18 protein-coding genes are annotated in these 16,934 nt (G+C 60.7%); 6 read left to right on the top strand and 12 right to left on the bottom strand.

Going from position 1 to position 16,934, the window contains the following annotated elements; translation table 11 throughout:
• Positions 1-74 precede the first annotated feature (74 nt).
• Positions 75-953, top strand: a complete 879-nt coding sequence (locus tag ACM6IN_RS21090; RefSeq protein ID WP_414916655.1) for an alpha/beta fold hydrolase — start codon at positions 75-77, stop codon at positions 951-953.
• Positions 954-1,062: 109 nt separating this feature from the next.
• Here ACM6IN_RS21090 and ACM6IN_RS21085 read toward each other — a convergent pair whose 3' ends face one another.
• A complete protein-coding gene (locus tag ACM6IN_RS21085) occupies positions 1,063-1,950 on the bottom strand; it encodes a DMT family transporter (protein WP_095121883.1) in 888 nt (295 codons plus the stop codon).
• Positions 1,951-2,046: 96 nt separating this feature from the next.
• Between ACM6IN_RS21085 and ACM6IN_RS21080 the strand changes: the two genes are divergently transcribed.
• From ACM6IN_RS21080 to ACM6IN_RS21070, 3 genes are all read left to right on the top strand, one after another.
• Positions 2,047-2,841, top strand: a complete 795-nt coding sequence (locus ACM6IN_RS21080; protein ID WP_414916654.1) for an AraC family transcriptional regulator — start codon at positions 2,047-2,049, stop codon at positions 2,839-2,841.
• A gap of 63 nt (positions 2,842-2,904) precedes the next feature.
• Entirely contained in the window at positions 2,905-3,210 is a 306-nt protein-coding gene (locus tag ACM6IN_RS21075; RefSeq protein ID WP_007915930.1) for a PsiF family protein, read from the top strand.
• A gap of 303 nt (positions 3,211-3,513) precedes the next feature.
• Positions 3,514-4,527 (top strand): AI-2E family transporter, encoded by a 1,014-nt coding sequence (locus ACM6IN_RS21070; protein WP_007915933.1) that lies wholly within the window; start codon positions 3,514-3,516, stop codon positions 4,525-4,527.
• Positions 4,528-4,650: 123 nt separating this feature from the next.
• On the opposite strand, the gene ACM6IN_RS21065 is transcribed toward ACM6IN_RS21070, so the two are convergent.
• Complete coding sequence (locus ACM6IN_RS21065) at positions 4,651-5,925, bottom strand: Hsp70 family protein (RefSeq protein ID WP_414916653.1); 1,275 nt, start codon at positions 5,923-5,925, stop codon at positions 4,651-4,653.
• 292 nt (positions 5,926-6,217) lie between these two features.
• Between ACM6IN_RS21065 and ACM6IN_RS21060 the strand changes: the two genes are divergently transcribed.
• Entirely contained in the window at positions 6,218-7,168 is a 951-nt protein-coding gene (locus tag ACM6IN_RS21060) for a DnaJ C-terminal domain-containing protein (protein ID WP_007915937.1), read from the top strand.
• 23 nt (positions 7,169-7,191) lie between these two features.
• The gene (locus ACM6IN_RS21055) at positions 7,192-7,497 is read left to right on the top strand and encodes a chaperone modulator CbpM (protein ID WP_016984795.1); all 306 of its coding nucleotides are present in this window, start codon (positions 7,192-7,194) and stop codon (positions 7,495-7,497) included.
• Positions 7,498-7,685: 188 nt separating this feature from the next.
• Here the strand turns inward: ACM6IN_RS21055 and ureC are convergent, their stop codons facing one another.
• From ureC to urtB, 10 genes are all read right to left on the bottom strand, one after another.
• Positions 7,686-9,386: an urease subunit alpha gene (gene ureC, locus ACM6IN_RS21050; protein ID WP_007915945.1), complete on the bottom strand. Its 1,701-nt coding sequence runs from the start codon at positions 9,384-9,386 to the stop codon at positions 7,686-7,688.
• A gap of 202 nt (positions 9,387-9,588) precedes the next feature.
• Entirely contained in the window at positions 9,589-9,894 is a 306-nt protein-coding gene (locus tag ACM6IN_RS21045) for an urease subunit beta (protein WP_007915947.1), read from the bottom strand.
• On the bottom strand, positions 9,894-10,427 hold the full coding sequence (locus tag ACM6IN_RS21040; RefSeq protein WP_123376915.1) for a GNAT family N-acetyltransferase: 534 nt from the start codon (positions 10,425-10,427) through the stop codon (positions 9,894-9,896). The genes ACM6IN_RS21045 and ACM6IN_RS21040 overlap by 1 nt, the downstream gene beginning before the upstream one ends.
• Positions 10,428-10,432: 5 nt before the next feature.
• A complete protein-coding gene (locus tag ACM6IN_RS21035; protein ID WP_095113525.1) occupies positions 10,433-10,966 on the bottom strand; it encodes a GNAT family N-acetyltransferase in 534 nt (177 codons plus the stop codon).
• A 9-nt stretch (positions 10,967-10,975) separates the two neighbouring features.
• Positions 10,976-11,278, bottom strand: a complete 303-nt coding sequence (gene ureA, locus ACM6IN_RS21030) for an urease subunit gamma (protein ID WP_003221215.1) — start codon at positions 11,276-11,278, stop codon at positions 10,976-10,978.
• Positions 11,279-11,715: 437 nt separating this feature from the next.
• Complete coding sequence (locus ACM6IN_RS21025) at positions 11,716-12,555, bottom strand: urease accessory protein UreD (RefSeq protein ID WP_414916652.1); 840 nt, start codon at positions 12,553-12,555, stop codon at positions 11,716-11,718.
• 43 nt (positions 12,556-12,598) lie between these two features.
• Positions 12,599-13,297, bottom strand: a complete 699-nt coding sequence (urtE, locus tag ACM6IN_RS21020) for an urea ABC transporter ATP-binding subunit UrtE (protein WP_414916651.1) — start codon at positions 13,295-13,297, stop codon at positions 12,599-12,601.
• A 143-nt stretch (positions 13,298-13,440) separates the two neighbouring features.
• Positions 13,441-14,310, bottom strand: coding sequence for an urea ABC transporter ATP-binding protein UrtD (gene urtD, locus ACM6IN_RS21015; RefSeq protein ID WP_414916650.1), 870 nt, complete (start codon positions 14,308-14,310; stop codon positions 13,441-13,443).
• Entirely contained in the window at positions 14,307-15,386 is a 1,080-nt protein-coding gene (gene urtC / locus ACM6IN_RS21010; protein ID WP_123376917.1) for an urea ABC transporter permease subunit UrtC, read from the bottom strand. Before urtC ends, urtD begins: the two co-directional genes overlap by 4 nt.
• Positions 15,386-16,888: an urea ABC transporter permease subunit UrtB gene (gene urtB / locus ACM6IN_RS21005; protein WP_095113528.1), complete on the bottom strand. Its 1,503-nt coding sequence runs from the start codon at positions 16,886-16,888 to the stop codon at positions 15,386-15,388. Before urtB ends, urtC begins: the two co-directional genes overlap by 1 nt.
• Between the last annotated feature and the right edge of the window lie 46 nt (positions 16,889-16,934).

Genomic DNA, 16,934 nt, shown 5'->3' with positions numbered 1-16,934 from the left:
CATGATCAGGGAGGATGCTTGGCGGGCGTTTTGCACGTCTGGCATCCACTCACCGACCACAAGGATGTTTGCCCATGTCGACGCGTTATCCATTGGTGTTGGTGCCCGGAATGCTCGGGTTTATCCGGCTGGTGCTCTATCCGTACTGGTACGGCATCGTCAAGGCACTGCGCCGGGGTGGTGCGACGGTGATTGCGGTGCAAGTGTCGCCGCTCCATTCGACTGAGGTGCGCGGCGAGCAGTTGCTGGCGCGCATCGATGAGATCTTGCGCGAAACCGGGGCGCAAAAGGTCAACCTGTTCGGCCACAGTCAGGGCTCATTGACGGCGCGCTATGCGGCGGCGAAGCGGCCGGATCTGGTGGCCTCGGTGACGTCGGTCGCCGGACCGAATCATGGTTCGGAACTGGCCGACTATCTGCAAAAACATTACCCGGCGGACAGCGCCAAGGGTCGTGTGCTTGAGGCATTGCTGCGTTTTGTCGGCTGGCTGATGGCGCTAATGGAAACCGGTTACCACGGGCCGAAACTGCCGGTGGATATTCACGCCTCGCATCAATCGCTGACCACTGAGGGCGTGGCGCTGTTCAACCAGCGTTATCCCCAGGGCTTGCCGGAAACGTGGGGCGGGCACGGGCCGGAAGAGGTCAACGGTGTGCGCTATTACTCGTGGTCGGGGACATTGCAGCCGGGCAAGACGGATCGTGGCGGCAATCTGTTTGACGGGACGAATCGAAGTTGCCGGTTGTTTGCGAAAACGTTTGTGCGTGAACCGGGGCAGTGCGATGGGATGGTCGGGCGGTATAGCTCGCATCTGGGCACGGTGATTGGTGATGACTATCCGCTGGACCACTTCGATATCGTCAATCAGTCGCTGGGGCTGGTCGGCAAGGGTGCAGATCCGGTGCGACTGTTTGTCGAGCATGCGGCGCGGCTGAAGGCTGCAGGCCTTTAGGATCAAAAGATCGCAGCCTGCGGCAGCTCCTACGGGTTCAGTGTCGAACACAAATTTTGTGAACGCCCCGAACTCATGTAGGAGCTGCCGCAGGCTGCGATCTTTTCCATCAGGCAACGCTGATTCGGCGGCCCAACACGGTCGTCCAGCGCTCGGAAAGAATCACCCCGCCCAATGTCAACAACCCGCCCACCAAGTGATACATCGCCAACTGCTCCTTCAACACCACCGCCGCAATCAGCGCGGTAATCAATGGCAGCAGGTTAAAGAACAACGTCGTGCGGCTCGGCCCCAGACGCTGCACAGCTTGCATCCACGCCAGCGGCGCGAGCATCGACGCCAGCAGGCACGCATACAGCACCAGCGGAATGTTCTGCAGAGTCAGCCCGGTCTTCGGCGAAGCTGCGTATAGCGGAAACAACACGACAATCGCCACCAGCACCTGCAAATACAGCAACACCAGCGGCGGCAGGCGCAGCTGCCATTTTTTCAGCAAAGTGCTGTAGATCGCATAGGCCAGGGTGGCGATCAACATCATCGCATCACCCATGTTCACGCCGTGTTGCAGCAAAGCGCCGAGGCTGCCGGAGGACACCACCACCAGCACACCGGCAAACGACAACACCGCACCGACCAGTGCCCCCGCCGTCAGGCGCTGACCGAGACTGATGATTGCCATGGCCAGCGACATCAACGGCATCAGCGACAGGATGATGCCCATGTTGGTGGCGGTGGTCAGGGTTGCGGCGAAGTAGGCGAGGCTTTGATACACCGCCATGCCGAGTACGCCGAGGATGAAAATCTTGCCCAGGTTCGGGCGGATCTGCGGCCAGTGCGCGATCACCGCTTTGAGCATGAACGGGGTGAACAGCAAACCGGCGAGGAGCCAGCGATAGAAACCGATCTCGGCGGGGAAGATTGCCCCGACCGCGAGTTTGTTGATCACGGTATTGCCGGCCCAGATAAAAATCGCCAGCAGCGGAAACGCGTATTGCATGAGTTGAAACCATTACGTTGATGAAGGGCGATTATCCCTTGTCTGGATGCAGGCCTATACTTCGAACCGGACAACCTGCCTCTGAAACCGGACAGCATGAACAGCAAACACATCGATCTGCTGGATTTCAGCGAACTGCCATCGGCGGTGTACTTCCGCTACGCCGACTTCAATGCCCATGAATACGCCGCGCCGCATCGCCATCCGTGGGGCACGCTGGAGTACGCCGCTCATGGCGTGCTGCACATGGACGTCGACGGCAGCCGCTTCATGTCACCGCCACAGTACGCGGTGTGGGTACCGCCGCAGGTCGAGCACAGTTTCTACAGCCATCAACCGGTCAACTATCGTGCGGTTTGCCTTGACCCCAAGGTCTGCGCCGAACTGCCCAAGCGCGCCTGTACCCTGGCGATCAGTGACATTCTCAAGGCGATTCTCAAAGACTTCGCCGCCCGCGACGTGAAGATTCCCGAACGGGATGCCGATCAGCGTCTGGCGCAGGTGCTGGTCGATCAATTGCAGCAGGCACCCGTGCACGAATGTTATCTGCCGTACGCGAGCAGTCCGGGGTTGCTGGCAATCCTCGAAACCTTGCAGTCCGAACCGGGCAACAATCAGCCGCTGGCGCATTGGGCGCCGCAAGTGCACGTCAGTGAGCGCACGCTGGCCCGGCAATTCGTTCGGGAGTTGGGGATGAGTTTCGGCGAGTGGCGCCAGCGTCTGCGTTATCTCGCGGCAATCGAGGCGCTGGAGACGTCGCGCAGCGTACAGGAAATCGCCTTCGATCTTGGTTACAGCAGCGGCTCGGCATTTATCGCCATGTTCGCGCGGCAGGCCGGTTGCACGCCGGAGCAGTATCGCCGTAGCCATCTGGAAGGCAGGAAGGTGTAACAAGATTTGGCTACACTCCAGCAGAGGCCGCCCCCATCGGTGCGGCGACAAGGAGAAAACTCCATGAAGATGTTGCGTGTGCCGTTGTTGATGATTGGTTTGCTCCTGTGTTCCCAGGGTTTCGCCGCCACGGCGCAACAGAACAAAATGACCACCTGCAATGCCGATGCGACCGCCAAGAGTCTGAAAGGCGATGAGCGCAAAACCTTCATGAGCACCTGCCTCAAGGCAACGCCAGCGGCCAACGATGCCAAGGCCCTGACCCCGCAGCAGGAAAAAATGAAAACCTGCAACGCCGACGCGAAAACCAAAGCCCTGACCGGCGATGCGCGCAAGACGTTCATGAGTGATTGCCTGAAGAAAAAATAACCTGGTTCTGTGGGGGGCGCCCTCACCCTAACCCTCTCCCAGAGGGAGAGGGGACTGACCGCGGTGTTTTCAGATATCCATCGACCTGAACTATCCGGCCGATTCTGGATTCAATACAGCACTGGCAGGTCACCGGATTTCTTCGCCACTCCTCGATCGGTTCCCTCTCCCTCCGGGAGAGGGCTAGGGTGAGGGCTGGATCTCAAGCCGTGCAGCAAAACCCGAAACACCGCATATACCTAGTGCTCCCCCGGGAACGCTGGCAGACTGCCAATCCTTTTACGCCGTTCGTTTTGAGGCTGTATGCCAACGTTTTCTGAGCGTCATGTAGTGTTCTGGGTCAGTTGCATCATCATTTTCGGCGGTTTGCTGCTGGTGCTACCGTTGCGCTTGTTGCCGAGTCTGCTGGCCGGGCTATTGGTATTTGAACTGGTCAACATGCTCACCCCGCAACTGCAACGGCTGATCGAAGGCCGCCGCGCGCGTTGGCTGGCGGTGGCGTTGCTCGGCACTTTGGTGGTGAGTGTGCTGGCGTTGATCTTCGCCGGCGCGATCAGTTTTCTCCTGCATGAAGCGGAAAACCCCGGCGCTTCCCTCGACAAATTCATGGGCGTGGTCGACCGCGCGCGCGGGCAATTGCCGCCGTTCATCGACGCCTATCTACCGGCCAGTGCTGCCGAGTTTCGCGTGGCGATTGGCGAGTGGATGAGCAAGCACCTGTCTGACCTGCAACTGGTCGGCAAAGACGCCGCACACATGTTCGTCACGCTGCTGATCGGCATGGTGCTCGGCGCGATCATTGCCTTGCAGCGCATCCCCGACGTGACCAAACGCAAACCGCTGGCGGCGGCGCTGTTCGACCGTTTGCACCTGTTGGTGCAGGCCTTCCGCAACATTGTCTTCGCGCAGATCAAGATTTCCCTGCTCAACACCTTCTTCACCGGGATCTTCCTCGCGGTGATCCTGCCGATGTTCGGCATCAAGTTGCCACTGACCAAAACCCTGATCGTGCTGACCTTCCTGCTCGGCCTGTTGCCGGTGATCGGCAACCTGATGTCGAACACGCTGATCACCATCGTCGGCCTGTCACTGTCGATCTGGGTGGCGATTGCCGCGCTGGGCTATCTGATTTTTATCCACAAGCTCGAGTACTTTCTCAACGCGCGCATCGTTGGCGGGCAGATCAGTGCCAAGTCGTGGGAGTTGCTGTTGGCGATGCTGGTGTTCGAGGCCGCGTTCGGCCTGCCGGGGGTGGTGGCGGGGCCGATTTATTATGCGTACCTGAAGAGTGAGTTGAAGTTGGGCGGGATGGTCTAACCACTCCGTGATCGTTCCCACGCTCTGCGTGGGAATGCATCCCGTGACGCTCCGCGTCACAACCTCAACAGCGGACGCAGAGCGTCCATGGCGGCATTCCCACGTAGAGCGTGGGAACGATCATCAGTTCATGGCGCCGTAGCGTTTCATCGCTTCAATCGCCAGACCGCTACCAATGCTGCCAAAGATATTCCCTTCAACATGCCGCGCATTCGGCAACATCGCCGAGACGCTGTTGCGCAGCGCCGGAATCCCGCTCGAACCACCGGTGAAGAACACGGTGTCGACCTGATCGACCGCCACACCGGCATCGTTCAACAGCTGCGTAACACTGCCGCGCACCCGCTCCAGCAACGCGTCGATCGCCGACTCGAACAGCGCGCGCGTCAATTCCACGCTCAGTCCGGCCTCGATCCGGTCCAGCGGCACGTGGCGGCTGTCGGTGTGGGTCAGCTGGATCTTGGTTTCTTCGACTTCCATCGCCAGCCAGTGCCCGGCGCGTTGTTCGATCAACTTGAACAGGCGATCGATGCCGCCAGTGTCTTCGATGTCGTAGCGCATGCTGCCCAGCGCCAGGCTGGATTTCTGCGAGTACACCGAGTTGATGGTGTGCCAGGTCGCTAGGTTCATGTGGTGGCTGGTCGGCATGTAGGCGCCGCTCTTCATGCGGCTGCCGTAGCCGAACAGCGGCATCAGACCTTGCAGGCTCAGCTGTTTGTCGAAATCGGTCCCGCCGATGTGCACACCGCCGGTGGCGAGGATGTCATCGTGACGGTTATCGAGGCCACGACGCTCGGGCGACAGGCGCACCAGCGAGAAGTCGGAGGTACCACCGCCGATGTCGACGATCAGCACCAGCTCTTCTTTTTCGATGGTCGACTCGTAGTCGAAGGCGGCGGCGATCGGTTCGTACTGGAACGACACGTCCTTGAAGCCGATCTTGCGCGCCACTTCGACCAGGGTGTCTTCCGCTTCCTGGTCAGCCAGCGGATCGTCATCGACGAAGAACACCGGACGCCCGAGCACCACCTGCTCGAATTCCCGACCAGCGGTGGTTTCCGCACGGCTCTTCAACTGGCCGATGAACAGGCCGAGCAGGTCCTTGAATGGCATCGCCGTGCCGAGCACGCTGGTGTCGTGCTTGATCAGCTTGGAACCGAGCAGGCTTTTCAGCGAGCGCATCAGCCGGCCTTCGTAGCCTTCCAGGTACTCGTGCAGCGCCAGACGGCCGTAAACCGGGCGGCGTTCCTCGATGTTGAAGAAGACCACCGACGGCAGGGTGATCTTGTCGTCTTCCAGCGCGATCATCGTTTCCATGCCGGGGCGCAGCCAGCCGACGGTGGAGTTGGACGTGCCGAAGTCGATGCCGCAGGCACGGGCTGGAGAGGCGTCTTTCATGTCTTTCGGTTCCGGTCAAAAAAACGGCCGCGCAGTGTATGTCAGTGCGCGCCAGAATCGAAGGCCGGTCATCTGCTATTTCACGACTAAACTGCCTTGAAACCTCAAGCTTTGCCCCAAACTTGCTGGCATGGGCCGGCAGAACCACCGGCGGTCGCAAGAACCGCCGTCCACTGCCGATAAACTTCTGCTGCGCCACCCGGTCACAACCTTGAGATCGGTCAACCCGGCACGCGCGAATCGGCGCATGCTGGCATCGGCGCGAAATCGATAACGGATGGTGATTCCTTCGATGGACTTCAAAGACTATTACAAGATACTTGGCGTGGAGCCGACAGCAGACGACAAGGCAATCAAGGCTGCCTATCGCAAGCTGGCGCGCAAATACCACCCCGATGTCAGCAAGGAAAAAGACGCCGAGGCCAAGTTCAAAGACGCCTCGGAAGCCTATGAAGCGCTGAAAAGCGCCGACAAACGCGCCGAATATGACGAGCTGCGCCGTTATGGCCAGCACGGTCAGCCGTTCCAGGGGCCACCGGGCTGGCAGAGCCGTGGTGGCTTTGGCGGCGGCGGTGCTGACACCGGCGACTTCTCGGACTTCTTCAGTTCGATCTTCGGCAATCGCGGCCCCGGTTTCGGTGGCGGCGAAGGTCGGCAACAACGCAGTGCTGGGCGCCGAGGGCAAGACGTGGAAATGGAACTGCCGATCTTCCTCGAGGAGACGCTCGCTAACGAATCGAAGAAAGTCACCTTCCAGGTGCCGCAATACAACGCCAACGGCCAGCACGTCAGCAATACCAGCAAGAGCCTGAACGTGAAAATTCCGGCGGGCGTGACCGACGGCGAACGCATCCGCCTCAAAGGCCAGGGCGCACCGGGCGTCGGTGGCGGGGCGAATGGCGACCTGTACCTGACCATTCGTTTTGCGCCACACCCGAAATTCGATGTTGAAGGCGAAAACCTGATCATCACCTTGCCGCTGGCACCGTGGGAACTGGCGCTGGGGGCTGAAGTGGCGGTGCCGACCCTGACCGGCAAGATCAACTTGAAGGTGCCGGCCGGCAGCCAGAACGGCCAACGCATGCGCGCCAAAGGTCATGGCCTGAAAAACAAGGCGGGCGAGCGCGGTTACCTGTTCGTCCAGCTCAAAGCCGTGATGCCGAAAACCTCGGACGACGAGGTCAAGGCGCTGTGGCAGGAACTGGCGAAGAAAGCCGCGTTCAACCCGCGCGAGAACTTCTGAATTCGACGACGGAGTAGCCCATCATGAGCAGCCCCCTGATCGTTCAACTGGACCTGGCAGAATTCTGTGAGGCGGCCGATTTGTCGGACGTCTACGTGATCGAAATCGTCGAGCACGGCATCCTCGAACCTCAGGGCGCGCAGCCCCGGGAGTGGCGCTTCACCGATTACGAATTGGCGTTGGCCAAACGGGCGGCGAAGTTGCGCCGTGATCTGGAACTGGAGTGGGAGGGCGTTGCGCTGGCGCTGGACCTGCTGGAGGAGGTGCGTGAGTTGCGTGCCGAGAACCGTATGTTGCGGCAGCGTTTGGGGCGGTTGGTGGTGGAGTAGTCAGCCTGAAAATCTTGTTGTGGCTGAGCTGGCCTTATCGCTGGCAAGCCAGCTCCCACAGGGTTTTGCGTTGGAATGTAGATCTCGGATCGGCGCAGAACCTGTGGGAGCTGGCTTGCCAGCGATGAACGATAACGCGGAGTTTCTGACTCAACATTGAAAAGGCCCCGAAGGGCCTTTTTTTGTGGTCAGAACAAAAAGTACCGCTGCGCCATCGGCAATGTTTCCGCCGGTTCACACCACAGCAACACCCCGTCAGCCTTGACCTGATAGGTCTGCGGATCAACATCGATGTTCGGCAGATAGTCGTTGTGAATCAGATCGGTTTTCTGCACGTCACGGCAGCCCTTCACTACGCCAATCTTTTTCTTCAAACCCAACGCTTCCGGCAGCCCGGCTTCCTGCGCAGCCTGACTGATAAAGGTCAGGCTAGTGGCATGCAGCGAGCCGCCGTAGCTGGCGAACATCGGGCGGTAGTGCACCGGTTGCGGTGTCGGAATCGAGGCGTTGGCATCGCCCATAAGGCTGGCGGCAATTGCACCGCCCTTGAGGATCAGCGTCGGTTTCACACCAAAGAATGCCGGGCGCCACAGCACCAGATCCGCCCATTTGCCGACTTCGATCGAACCGACTTCATGGCTGATGCCATGGGTGATCGCCGGGTTGATCGTGTATTTGGCGATGTAGCGTTTGGCGCGGAAGTTGTCGTTGCCTGCGCCGTCCTGCGGCAGTGGGCCGCGCTGTTTTTTCATCTTGTCGGCGGTCTGCCAGGTGCGCGTGATGACTTCGCCGACGCGGCCCATGGCCTGGCTGTCGGAGCTGATCATCGAGAATGCGCCGAGGTCGTGAAGAATGTCTTCGGCGGCAATCGTTTCGCGGCGGATGCGGCTTTCGGCGAAGGCGACGTCTTCGGCAATGCTCGGGTCGAGGTGGTGGCAGACCATCAGCATGTCGAGGTGTTCGTCGATGGTGTTGCGGGTGAACGGCCGGGTCGGGTTGGTCGAGCTCGGCAATACGTTAGGGAAGCCGCAGGCCTTGATGATGTCCGGTGCGTGACCGCCACCGGCACCTTCGGTGTGATAGGTGTGAATGGTGCGGCCCTTGAACGCGCCGAGGGTGGTTTCGACGAAACCGGATTCGTTGAGGGTGTCGGTGTGGATCGCTACCTGCACATCGAACTGGTCGGCGACGTTCAGGCAGTTGTCGATGCTCGCCGGCGTGGTGCCCCAGTCTTCGTGCAATTTCAAGCCGATGGCGCCGGCCTTGACCTGCTCGATCAACGGCTCCGGCAGGCTGGCGTTGCCTTTGCCGGTGAGGCCGATGTTCATCGGGAAGGCGTCGGCGGCCTGAAGCATGCGCGCCAGGTGCCAAGGCCCGGAGGTGCAGGTGGTGGCGTTGGTGCCGGTGGCGGGGCCGGTGCCGCCACCGATCATGGTGGTGACGCCGCTCATCAGCGCTTCTTCGATCTGCTGCGGGCAGATGAAGTGGATGTGCGTGTCGATGCCGCCGGCGGTGAGGATCATGCCTTCGCCGGCGATCACTTCGGTGCCGGCGCCGATGGCGATGGTCACGTTCGGCTGCACGTCGGGGTTGCCGGCCTTGCCGATCGCGGCGATGCGCCCGTCCTTGAGGCCGACGTCGGCTTTGACGATGCCCCAGTGGTCGATGATCAGCGCGTTGGTGATCAGCGTGTCGACGACTTCGGCCGCGAGCAGTTGGCTTTGGCCCTGGCCGTCGCGGATAACTTTGCCGCCACCGAACTTCACTTCTTCGCCATAGGTGGTGAAGTCTTGTTCGACTTCGATCCACAGTTCGGTGTCGGCCAGGCGCACCTTGTCGCCGACGGTGGGGCCGAACATGTCGGCGTAGGCTTGACGGGAAATCTTCATGCTGCGTCCTTCAGGAAAATAGTGGTGAGCCATCGACCCTCACCCTAGCCCTCTCCCAGAGGGAGAGGGGACTGTGCGCGGTGGGCCGGCTATCGGTGATCAGCTCCGCAGAGGGGACTGTTCGCGGTGGGTCGGCTATCGGTGATCGGCTCCCTCTCCCTCGGGAGAGGGCTGGGGTGAGGGGCAGCGGTGCACGCAGATATCAGAGATCACCCATGACCCGTCCGGCAAACCCGAACACCCGCCGATGCCCGGCGTAATCGACCAGCTCGACTTCGCGACTCTGCCCCGGCTCGAAGCGCACCGCCGTCCCCGCCGGAATATTCAGGCGCATGCCACGGCTCGCTGCACGATCAAAGGTCAGCGCGTCATTGGTTTCAAAAAAGTGATAGTGCGAACCGACCTGGATCGGCCGGTCGCCGCTGTTGGCGACTTTCAGGCTGACGGTGCGGCGACCGACGTTGAGTTCGATGTCGCCGGGCTGGATCTGGTACTCGCCAGGAATCATCACTGGGCTCCTTGCAGAATCTTGTAATAGAGGGCGGTCGGTCGATAGGTACCGTGCGGGTCGCAGGCGTAATCGGGAATCTGGCCCGCGCGGGTGTAACCCAACGCCTTGTAGAAATCTTCGGCGGGCGAGCCGGCCTCGGTGTCGAGGTAGAGCATGCCGCGCTTGTGTTTGGGCGCTTCGAGTTCCAGCGCACTCATCAATTGCTGACCGAGACCGCGACGCCGTGCGTGTTCGCGCACCAGCAGTTTCTGCACCTCGGCGCGGTTAAGACCGTTGGTCTTCTGGCACAGGCCCAACTGCACACTGGCCAGCACCTGCTCGTCCTTGACCACCACCCAGAGCAGCACGCTGCCTTTGTTGACGTTGTCCTGCACCTCATCGAAATAGGCGCGCGCCTGAGCCGCATCGAGGTCGGCCATGAAGCCGACACTGGCGCCGTAACCGACCGCATCAAGCAGCAGATCAATCAGGCCCTGACGGTAGTGGGCAAAACTTTCAGCATTGACGCGGCGCAGTTGGGCGGCGTTCATCGGTGTCACTCCTTGTTGGCGTCAGGCGGCTCCGCGCCAGGGTTGAGGGTCAGTTGCATGAAGGTCAGGTCGAGCCAGCGGCCGAACTTGGTGCCGACCTGCGGCATCTGCCCGGTGATGCTGAAACCGGCGCGCTCGTGCAGGCGAATCGAGGCGGCGTTGCCGCTTTCGATGGCGGCGACCATCACGTGTTTGTCGCAGGTTCTGGCGCGCTCGATCAGCGCCGCCATCAATTGCGGGCCGAGGCCGTTGCCGCGCTGGTCGCTGCGCACATAAACCGAGTGTTCGACGGTATGGCGAAAGCCGTCGAACGGCCGCCAGTCACCGAATGAAGCGTAGCCGAGTACGCTGTTGTCACCGTCGATGATTACCAGAATCGGATAGGCCTGGGCCTGACGCGCGCTGAACCACGCCTGGCGGTTGCCGAGGTCGACGGCCTGTTCATTCCAGATCGCCGTGGTGTTGAGCACGGCATCGTTGTAGATGTCGCGGATCGCCGGCAGGTCGGCGTGGACGGCGTCGCGAATGGTGTAAGTCATGGCGTAGCCTCAGACGATCGGTTGGTGGACGGTGACCAGTTTGGTGCCGTCGGGGAACGTCGCTTCGACCTGGATCTCCGGAATCATTTCCGGGATGCCTTCCATCACTTGCTCGCGGCTGAGCAGGGTGGTGCCGTAGTGCATCAGCTCGGCCACGGTCTGGCCGTCACGCGCGCCTTCAAGCAGAGCGGCGGAGATGTAGGCCATGGCTTCCGGGTAATTGAGTTTCACGCCGCGCGCCAGACGCCGCTCGGCGACGAGGCCGGCGGTGAAGATCAGCAGCTTGTCTTTTTCGCGTGGGGTCAGGTCCATTGTGGGGTTCCATCAGGGCAGATTTGTGAGGTTCTTGCCGGTGTGGGGTGCCAGTTGGAGCAGCCCCTCACCCTAGCCCTCTCCCGAAGGAGAGGGGACTGATCTCGGTTGTTTTCAATGGCCGGTTCAGTCAGCGGTATTCGTTCAGTCAGTTAAATTCATTTCAAGCGACTCGGTCAGGCTCCCTCTTGCGAGGGAGAGGGGACTGATCTCGGTTGTTTTCAATGGCCGGTTCAGTCAGCAGTATTCGTTCAGTCAGTTAAATTCATTTCAAACGACCCGGTCAGGCTCTCTCTTTCGAGGGAGAGGGGACTGATCTCGGTTGTTTGCAATGGCCGGTTCAGTCAGCGGTATTCGTTCAGTCAGTTAAATTCATTTCAAGCGACTCGGTCAGGCTCCCTCTCCCTCCGGGAGAGGGCGGGGGGTGAGGGGCTTTTTCAGGTACTCCATATTCTGGGAGATACCGCCTCACGGCCCAGCAGCACCGGACGCAGCAAGCGCCATAAATCGATGAGCCAGGCGCGTGCCAACAGCGCTTCGCTTGCCAGGCAACGAGCAACCAACAACCCCGGCAACTGGGTCAGATCCCCGCGCACGTCATGGCCCAGCGAGCGGCAACGCTCCAGCAACTCAGCCTCAATCTCACCGGTGACCAACAACGTTGCAAACACCGGATTGCCATCCAGGCCAATCGGCGAATCAAGCAAACCGTCATCACCGACAATGCGCTGGCGCTCGTGCCAGAGCAATCGGCCATCGCGGCGAATATCCAGGTGCGCCTGAAAATGCCCGTGGTCAAAACGTTCGCCACTGGCCGGGCGACCCAGCGCCACCACATCCCAGTAAAACAGCCGTGCATCACCCTCAAGTTCAATCGAAGTGCTCAGCTCAGCCTGCGCGGCGCTATAGACGATGGTCTCCTGCGGCAGCCATTCCAGCGTCCCGCCGGCTGCCACTTTCAAATCCAGTTTTTGATACGCCGGCCCACCCGCGCGATACCACTTGGCGGCACCGGGGCTGGTGATCTGCGCCCAGGCGTCGGCTTCGACGCGCGCGCTGATGTCCAGCCGATCACCGCCGGCAATCCCGCCCGGCGGGTGGACGATGATGTGCTGACAGACTTCAGGGCCTTCGGCGTACAGGTGCTTTTGCACCCGCAGCGGCCCGAGGTGTCGGCGCATGACCGGGCGCGTGCAGTCGCCGAAACGGGCATAAGCGAGTTCCAGCGCGGCGTGCCAGCTCGGGGTAAACAGGGCAGGTGCAACAGTCGAATTCATGGTGTGTAATTATCGTTAGGAAGCTACAGATTAATTCGTTGTACTAGATCGTTACCAGCCCGCGTACACCCTCGGCCTCCATATTTTTACCGCGACCCTGCTGGACGATCTCGCCCCGGGACATCACCAGATACTGATCGGCCAGTTCCGCGGCGAAATCGTAGAACTGCTCGACCAGCAAAATCGCCATATCACCGCGCGCCGCGAGTTTCTTGATTACCGCGCCGATCTCCTTGATCACCGAAGGTTGAATGCCTTCGGTAGGCTCGTCGAGGATCAGCAAGCGCGGGCGGCTGGCCAATGCGCGACCAATCGCCAACTGCTGTTGCTGACCACCGGAGAGGTCACCGCCGCGACGCTGCTTCATTTGTAGCAGCACCGGGAACAATTCGTAGATGAAACTTGGGACTTCCTTGGCTTCACTGCCGGGAAAACGCGACAGGCCCATCAACAGATTCTCTTCCACCGTCAGGCGTCCGAAGATCTCGCGGCCCTGCGGCACATAGGCAATCCCGGCGTGAACACGCTGGTGTGGCTTGAACGTGGTGATCGGTTTGCCTTCCCAATTGACTGCGCCTTCTTTGGCCGGCAGCAGGCCCATCAGGCATTTGAGCAGGGTGGTTTTGCCGACACCGTTACGGCCGAGCAGGCAGGTGACTTCGCCGACTTTCACGTCGAACGAGAGGCCACGCAGGATGTGGCTACCGCCGTAGTACTGGTGCAGCTTGTCGACTTGCAGCATTTCCAAATTCTCCCTGTTGCACACAGAACCCTGTGGGAGCTGGCTTGCCAGCGATAGCGGTGGATCAGTCGGCATTAATGCTGGATGTGCCGGCCTCATCGCTGGCAAGCCAGCTCCCACAGTTTTGATGAGTGTTTGCAGCTTCAGCGGCCGAGGTAAACCTCAATCACGCGCTCGTTTTCCTGCACTTGCTCAAGCGAGCCTTCCGCCAACACGCTGCCCTGATGCAACACGGTGACGTGGTCGGCAATCGAGCCGACAAAGCCCATGTCATGCTCCACCACCATCAGCGAATGCTTGCCCGCCAGCGACTTGAACAGTTCAGCCGTGAACTCGGTTTCTGCATCGGTCATGCCCGCCACCGGCTCATCGAGCAGGAGCAATTGCGGGTCCTGCATCAGCAACATGCCGATCTCGAGAAACTGCTTCTGACCGTGGGAGAGCAAGCCTGCCTGACGATTGACCGAGGTGGTCAGGCGAATCGTCTCCAGCACTTCGCTGATTCGATCTTTTTGCTCGCCGTTCAAGCGCGCACGCAAACTGGCCCACACCGACTTGTCGGTTTTCTGCGCCAGTTCCAGGTTTTCAAACACGCTCAGCGCCTCGAACACCGTCGGCTTCTGAAACTTGCGGCCGATGCCGGCCTGAGCGATTTGCACTTCACTCATTTGAGTCAGATCCAGCGTTTCGCCGAACCAGGCTTTGCCGTGACTCGGCCGAGTCTTGCCGGTGATCACGTCCATCAGCGTGGTTTTACCCGCGCCGTTAGGGCCGATGATGCAGCGCAATTCGCCGACGCCGATGTACAGGTTGAGATTGTTCAGCGCACGGAAGCCGTCGAAGCTGACGCTGATGTCTTCCAGCGTGAGGATCGTGCCGTGACGGGTGTCGAGGCCCGGGCCGACGCGCTGGCCGAGGCCGATCGAGTCGCGGCTGGTGCCGGCGTCCTTGTTCGGTTCGACGGGAAAGAAGGCCGGTTCCAGCATGAATTCAGCGCTCGCCGTGACTCTCATTGTTCACCTCGTTTCTTCAGCAGACCGATCACGCCTTTGGGCAGGTACAGCGTCACGACGATGAACAGCGCGCCGAGAAAAAACAGCCAGTACTCCGGGAAGGCCACGGTGAACCAGCTCTTCATGCCGTTGACCACACCGGCGCCGAGCAGCGGGCCGATCAGCGTGCCGCGACCGCCAAGGGCAACCCATACCGCTGCTTCGATGGAGTTGGTTGGCGACATTTCGCTCGGGTTGATGATGCCCACTTGCGGCACGTACAACGCCCCGGCCAGGCCACACAACACCGCACTCAACACCCACACGAACAACTTGAAACCGCGCGGATCGTAGCCGCAGAACATCAAGCGGTTTTCCGCATCGCGCAGCGCTGTCAGCACGCGGCCGAACTTGCTCTGCGCCAAGCGCCAGCCGATGAACAGGCTCGCCACCAGCAACAACACCGTCGCAAGAAACAGCACCGCACGGGTGCCCGGTTCGGTGATACCGAAACCGAGAATCGTGCGGAAATTGGTAAAGCCGTTGTTGCCGCCAAACCCGGTCTCGTTGCGGAAAAACAAGAGCATGCCGGCGAAGGTCAGGGCCTGGGTCATGATCGAGAAATACACGCCTTTGATCCGCGAACGGAAAGCGAAGAAACCGAAGACCAGCGCCAGCAAGCCCGGCGCCAACACCACCAGACACATCGCCCAGATAAAACTGCTGGTGCCGGTCCAGTACCACGGCAGTTCGCTCCACGACAGGAAGGTCATGAACGCCGGCAGACCATCGCCGGCGGCCTGACGCATCAGGTACATGCCCATCGCATAACCGCCGAGAGCGAAGAACAGGCCGTGACCCAGCGACAGCAAACCGGCGTAACCCCAGACCAGATCCAGCGCCAGGGCGACGATGGCGTAGCAGAGGATTTTGCCAACCAGCGTCAGCGTGTACGCCGAGATGTGCAGCGCATTGTCGGGCGACAACAACGACAGCAGCGGCAGGGCGATCAGCAGAGCGAGGATTACCGCGCCAATCGCGAGGGTGATTTTCGGCCCGGCCTTTTGCGTGGCCGTGACTAACAGAGGCTGGTTCATCAGTCGATCACCCGTCCTTTCAGTGCGAAGAGGCCTTGCGGACGTTTCTGGATAAACAGAATGATCAGCGCGAGGATCAGGATCTTGCCGAGCACCGCACCGATCTGCGGTTCGAGAATCTTGTTGGCGATACCCAGGCCGAAGGCTGCGAGCACGCTGCCGGCCAACTGGCCAACACCGCCGAGCACCACCACCAGAAATGAATCGATGATGTAGCTTTGGCCGAGGTCCGGGCCGACGTTGCCGATCTGACTCAGCGCTACGCCGCCGAGGCCGGCGATGCCCGAGCCGAGGCCGAAGGCGAGCATGTCCACGCGACCGGTCGGCACGCCACAGCAGGCGGCCATGTTGCGGTTCTGGGTAACGGCACGGACATTGAGGCCGAGGCGGGTTTTATTCAGCAGCAGCCACGTCAGCACGACGACGAACAATGCGAAGGCGATGATCACGATGCGGTTGTACGGCAGCACCAGATTTGGCAAAACCTGAATTCCGCCGGACAGCCACGCCGGGTTGGCCACTTCAACGTTCTGCGCGCCGAACAACAGGCGCACCAGTTGAATCAGCATCAGGCTGATGCCCCAGGTGGCGAGCAGGGTTTCCAGTGGGCGGCCGTAGAGGTGGCGAATCACCGTGCGCTCTAGCGCCATGCCGATCGCCGCCGTGACAAAGAACGCCACCGGCAGCGCAATCAACGGATAAAACTCAATCGCTTGCGGTGCGTAACGCTGGAACATCAACTGCACCACGTAGGTCGAGTAGGCACCGAGCATCAGCATTTCGCCGTGGGCCATGTTGATCACGCCGAGCAGGCCGAAGGTGATTGCCAGACCGAGCGCTGCCAACAGCAGAATCGAACCGAGCGACATGCCGCTGAACGCCTGGCCGAGGATCTCGCCGATCAGCAGTTTGCGTTTGACTTGGGCGAGGCTGGTTTCGGCCGCCGTGCGTACGCCGGCATCGGCTTCGACGCCGGGTTCGAGCAAACCTTCGAGGCGCGTGCGCGCCAGTGGGTCGCCGGTTTCGCCAAGCAATCGCACCGCCGCGAGTCGTACGGCCGGATCAGTGTCGACCAGTTGCAGATTGGCCAGCGCCAGGCTCAGGGCGGCATGGACGCTTTCATCTTTTTCGCCAGCGAGTTGCTGGTCGAGGAATTTCAGCTGCGCGGGTTTCGCGCTTTTCTGCAATTGCTGCGCGGCAGTCAGACGGATTTTGGCGTCGGCGGCGAGCAATTGATGGCTGGCCATGGCGGTGTCGATCAGACCCCGCAGGCGATTGTTCAGGCGCAGGGTTTTCGGTTGGCCGTCGATCGTCAGCTCGCCTTGTTGCAGGGCGTTGAGCAATTCGATACGCGCCGGGTCGGGCTGCGCGGCCCAGGTTTCCAGCAGTTTGGCTTGCTGCACAGGATTGGCCGCGACGAAGTCTTCGGCGTCGCCGGCATGGGCCAGCATTGGCAGCAATAGTGCGATGGCTATGAGAAAGCGGTGTATGGCAGTGGGCATTAGTGGTGTCCTGTTCAACCGCCCCCTCACCCTAACCCTCTCCCAG

Source organism: Pseudomonas sp. IT-P395 (genome assembly GCF_949767675.1).
Classification (GTDB): domain Bacteria; phylum Pseudomonadota; class Gammaproteobacteria; order Pseudomonadales; family Pseudomonadaceae; genus Aquipseudomonas.
This window is presented reverse-complemented; position numbering and strand designations above follow the sequence as displayed.

What these genes read in the sequence shown, in the direction of transcription:
- urtD (WP_414916650.1), bottom strand. Translation starts at nt 14,310, where the DNA reads ATGAGAGTCACGGCGAGCGCTGAATTCATGCTGGAACCGGCCTTCTTT.
- ACM6IN_RS21055 (WP_016984795.1), top strand. Translation starts at nt 7,192, where the DNA reads ATGAGCAGCCCCCTGATCGTTCAACTGGACCTGGCAGAATTCTGTGAG.
- ACM6IN_RS21060 (WP_007915937.1), top strand. Translation starts at nt 6,218, where the DNA reads ATGGACTTCAAAGACTATTACAAGATACTTGGCGTGGAGCCGACAGCA.
- urtC (WP_123376917.1), bottom strand. Translation starts at nt 15,386, where the DNA reads ATGAACCAGCCTCTGTTAGTCACGGCCACGCAAAAGGCCGGGCCGAAA.
- ACM6IN_RS21045 (WP_007915947.1), bottom strand. Translation starts at nt 9,894, where the DNA reads ATGATTCCTGGCGAGTACCAGATCCAGCCCGGCGACATCGAACTCAAC.
- urtE (WP_414916651.1), bottom strand. Translation starts at nt 13,297, where the DNA reads ATGCTGCAAGTCGACAAGCTGCACCAGTACTACGGCGGTAGCCACATC.
- ACM6IN_RS21085 (WP_095121883.1), bottom strand. Translation starts at nt 1,950, where the DNA reads ATGCAATACGCGTTTCCGCTGCTGGCGATTTTTATCTGGGCCGGCAAT.
- ACM6IN_RS21090 (WP_414916655.1), top strand. Translation starts at nt 75, where the DNA reads ATGTCGACGCGTTATCCATTGGTGTTGGTGCCCGGAATGCTCGGGTTT.
- ACM6IN_RS21065 (WP_414916653.1), bottom strand. Translation starts at nt 5,925, where the DNA reads ATGAAAGACGCCTCTCCAGCCCGTGCCTGCGGCATCGACTTCGGCACG.
- ACM6IN_RS21080 (WP_414916654.1), top strand. Translation starts at nt 2,047, where the DNA reads ATGAACAGCAAACACATCGATCTGCTGGATTTCAGCGAACTGCCATCG.
- ACM6IN_RS21025 (WP_414916652.1), bottom strand. Translation starts at nt 12,555, where the DNA reads ATGAATTCGACTGTTGCACCTGCCCTGTTTACCCCGAGCTGGCACGCC.
- ureA (WP_003221215.1), bottom strand. Translation starts at nt 11,278, where the DNA reads ATGGACCTGACCCCACGCGAAAAAGACAAGCTGCTGATCTTCACCGCC.
- urtB (WP_095113528.1), bottom strand. Translation starts at nt 16,888, where the DNA reads ATGCCCACTGCCATACACCGCTTTCTCATAGCCATCGCACTATTGCTG.
- ACM6IN_RS21040 (WP_123376915.1), bottom strand. Translation starts at nt 10,427, where the DNA reads ATGAACGCCGCCCAACTGCGCCGCGTCAATGCTGAAAGTTTTGCCCAC.
- ACM6IN_RS21075 (WP_007915930.1), top strand. Translation starts at nt 2,905, where the DNA reads ATGAAGATGTTGCGTGTGCCGTTGTTGATGATTGGTTTGCTCCTGTGT.
- ureC (WP_007915945.1), bottom strand. Translation starts at nt 9,386, where the DNA reads ATGAAGATTTCCCGTCAAGCCTACGCCGACATGTTCGGCCCCACCGTC.
- ACM6IN_RS21070 (WP_007915933.1), top strand. Translation starts at nt 3,514, where the DNA reads ATGCCAACGTTTTCTGAGCGTCATGTAGTGTTCTGGGTCAGTTGCATC.
- ACM6IN_RS21035 (WP_095113525.1), bottom strand. Translation starts at nt 10,966, where the DNA reads ATGACTTACACCATTCGCGACGCCGTCCACGCCGACCTGCCGGCGATC.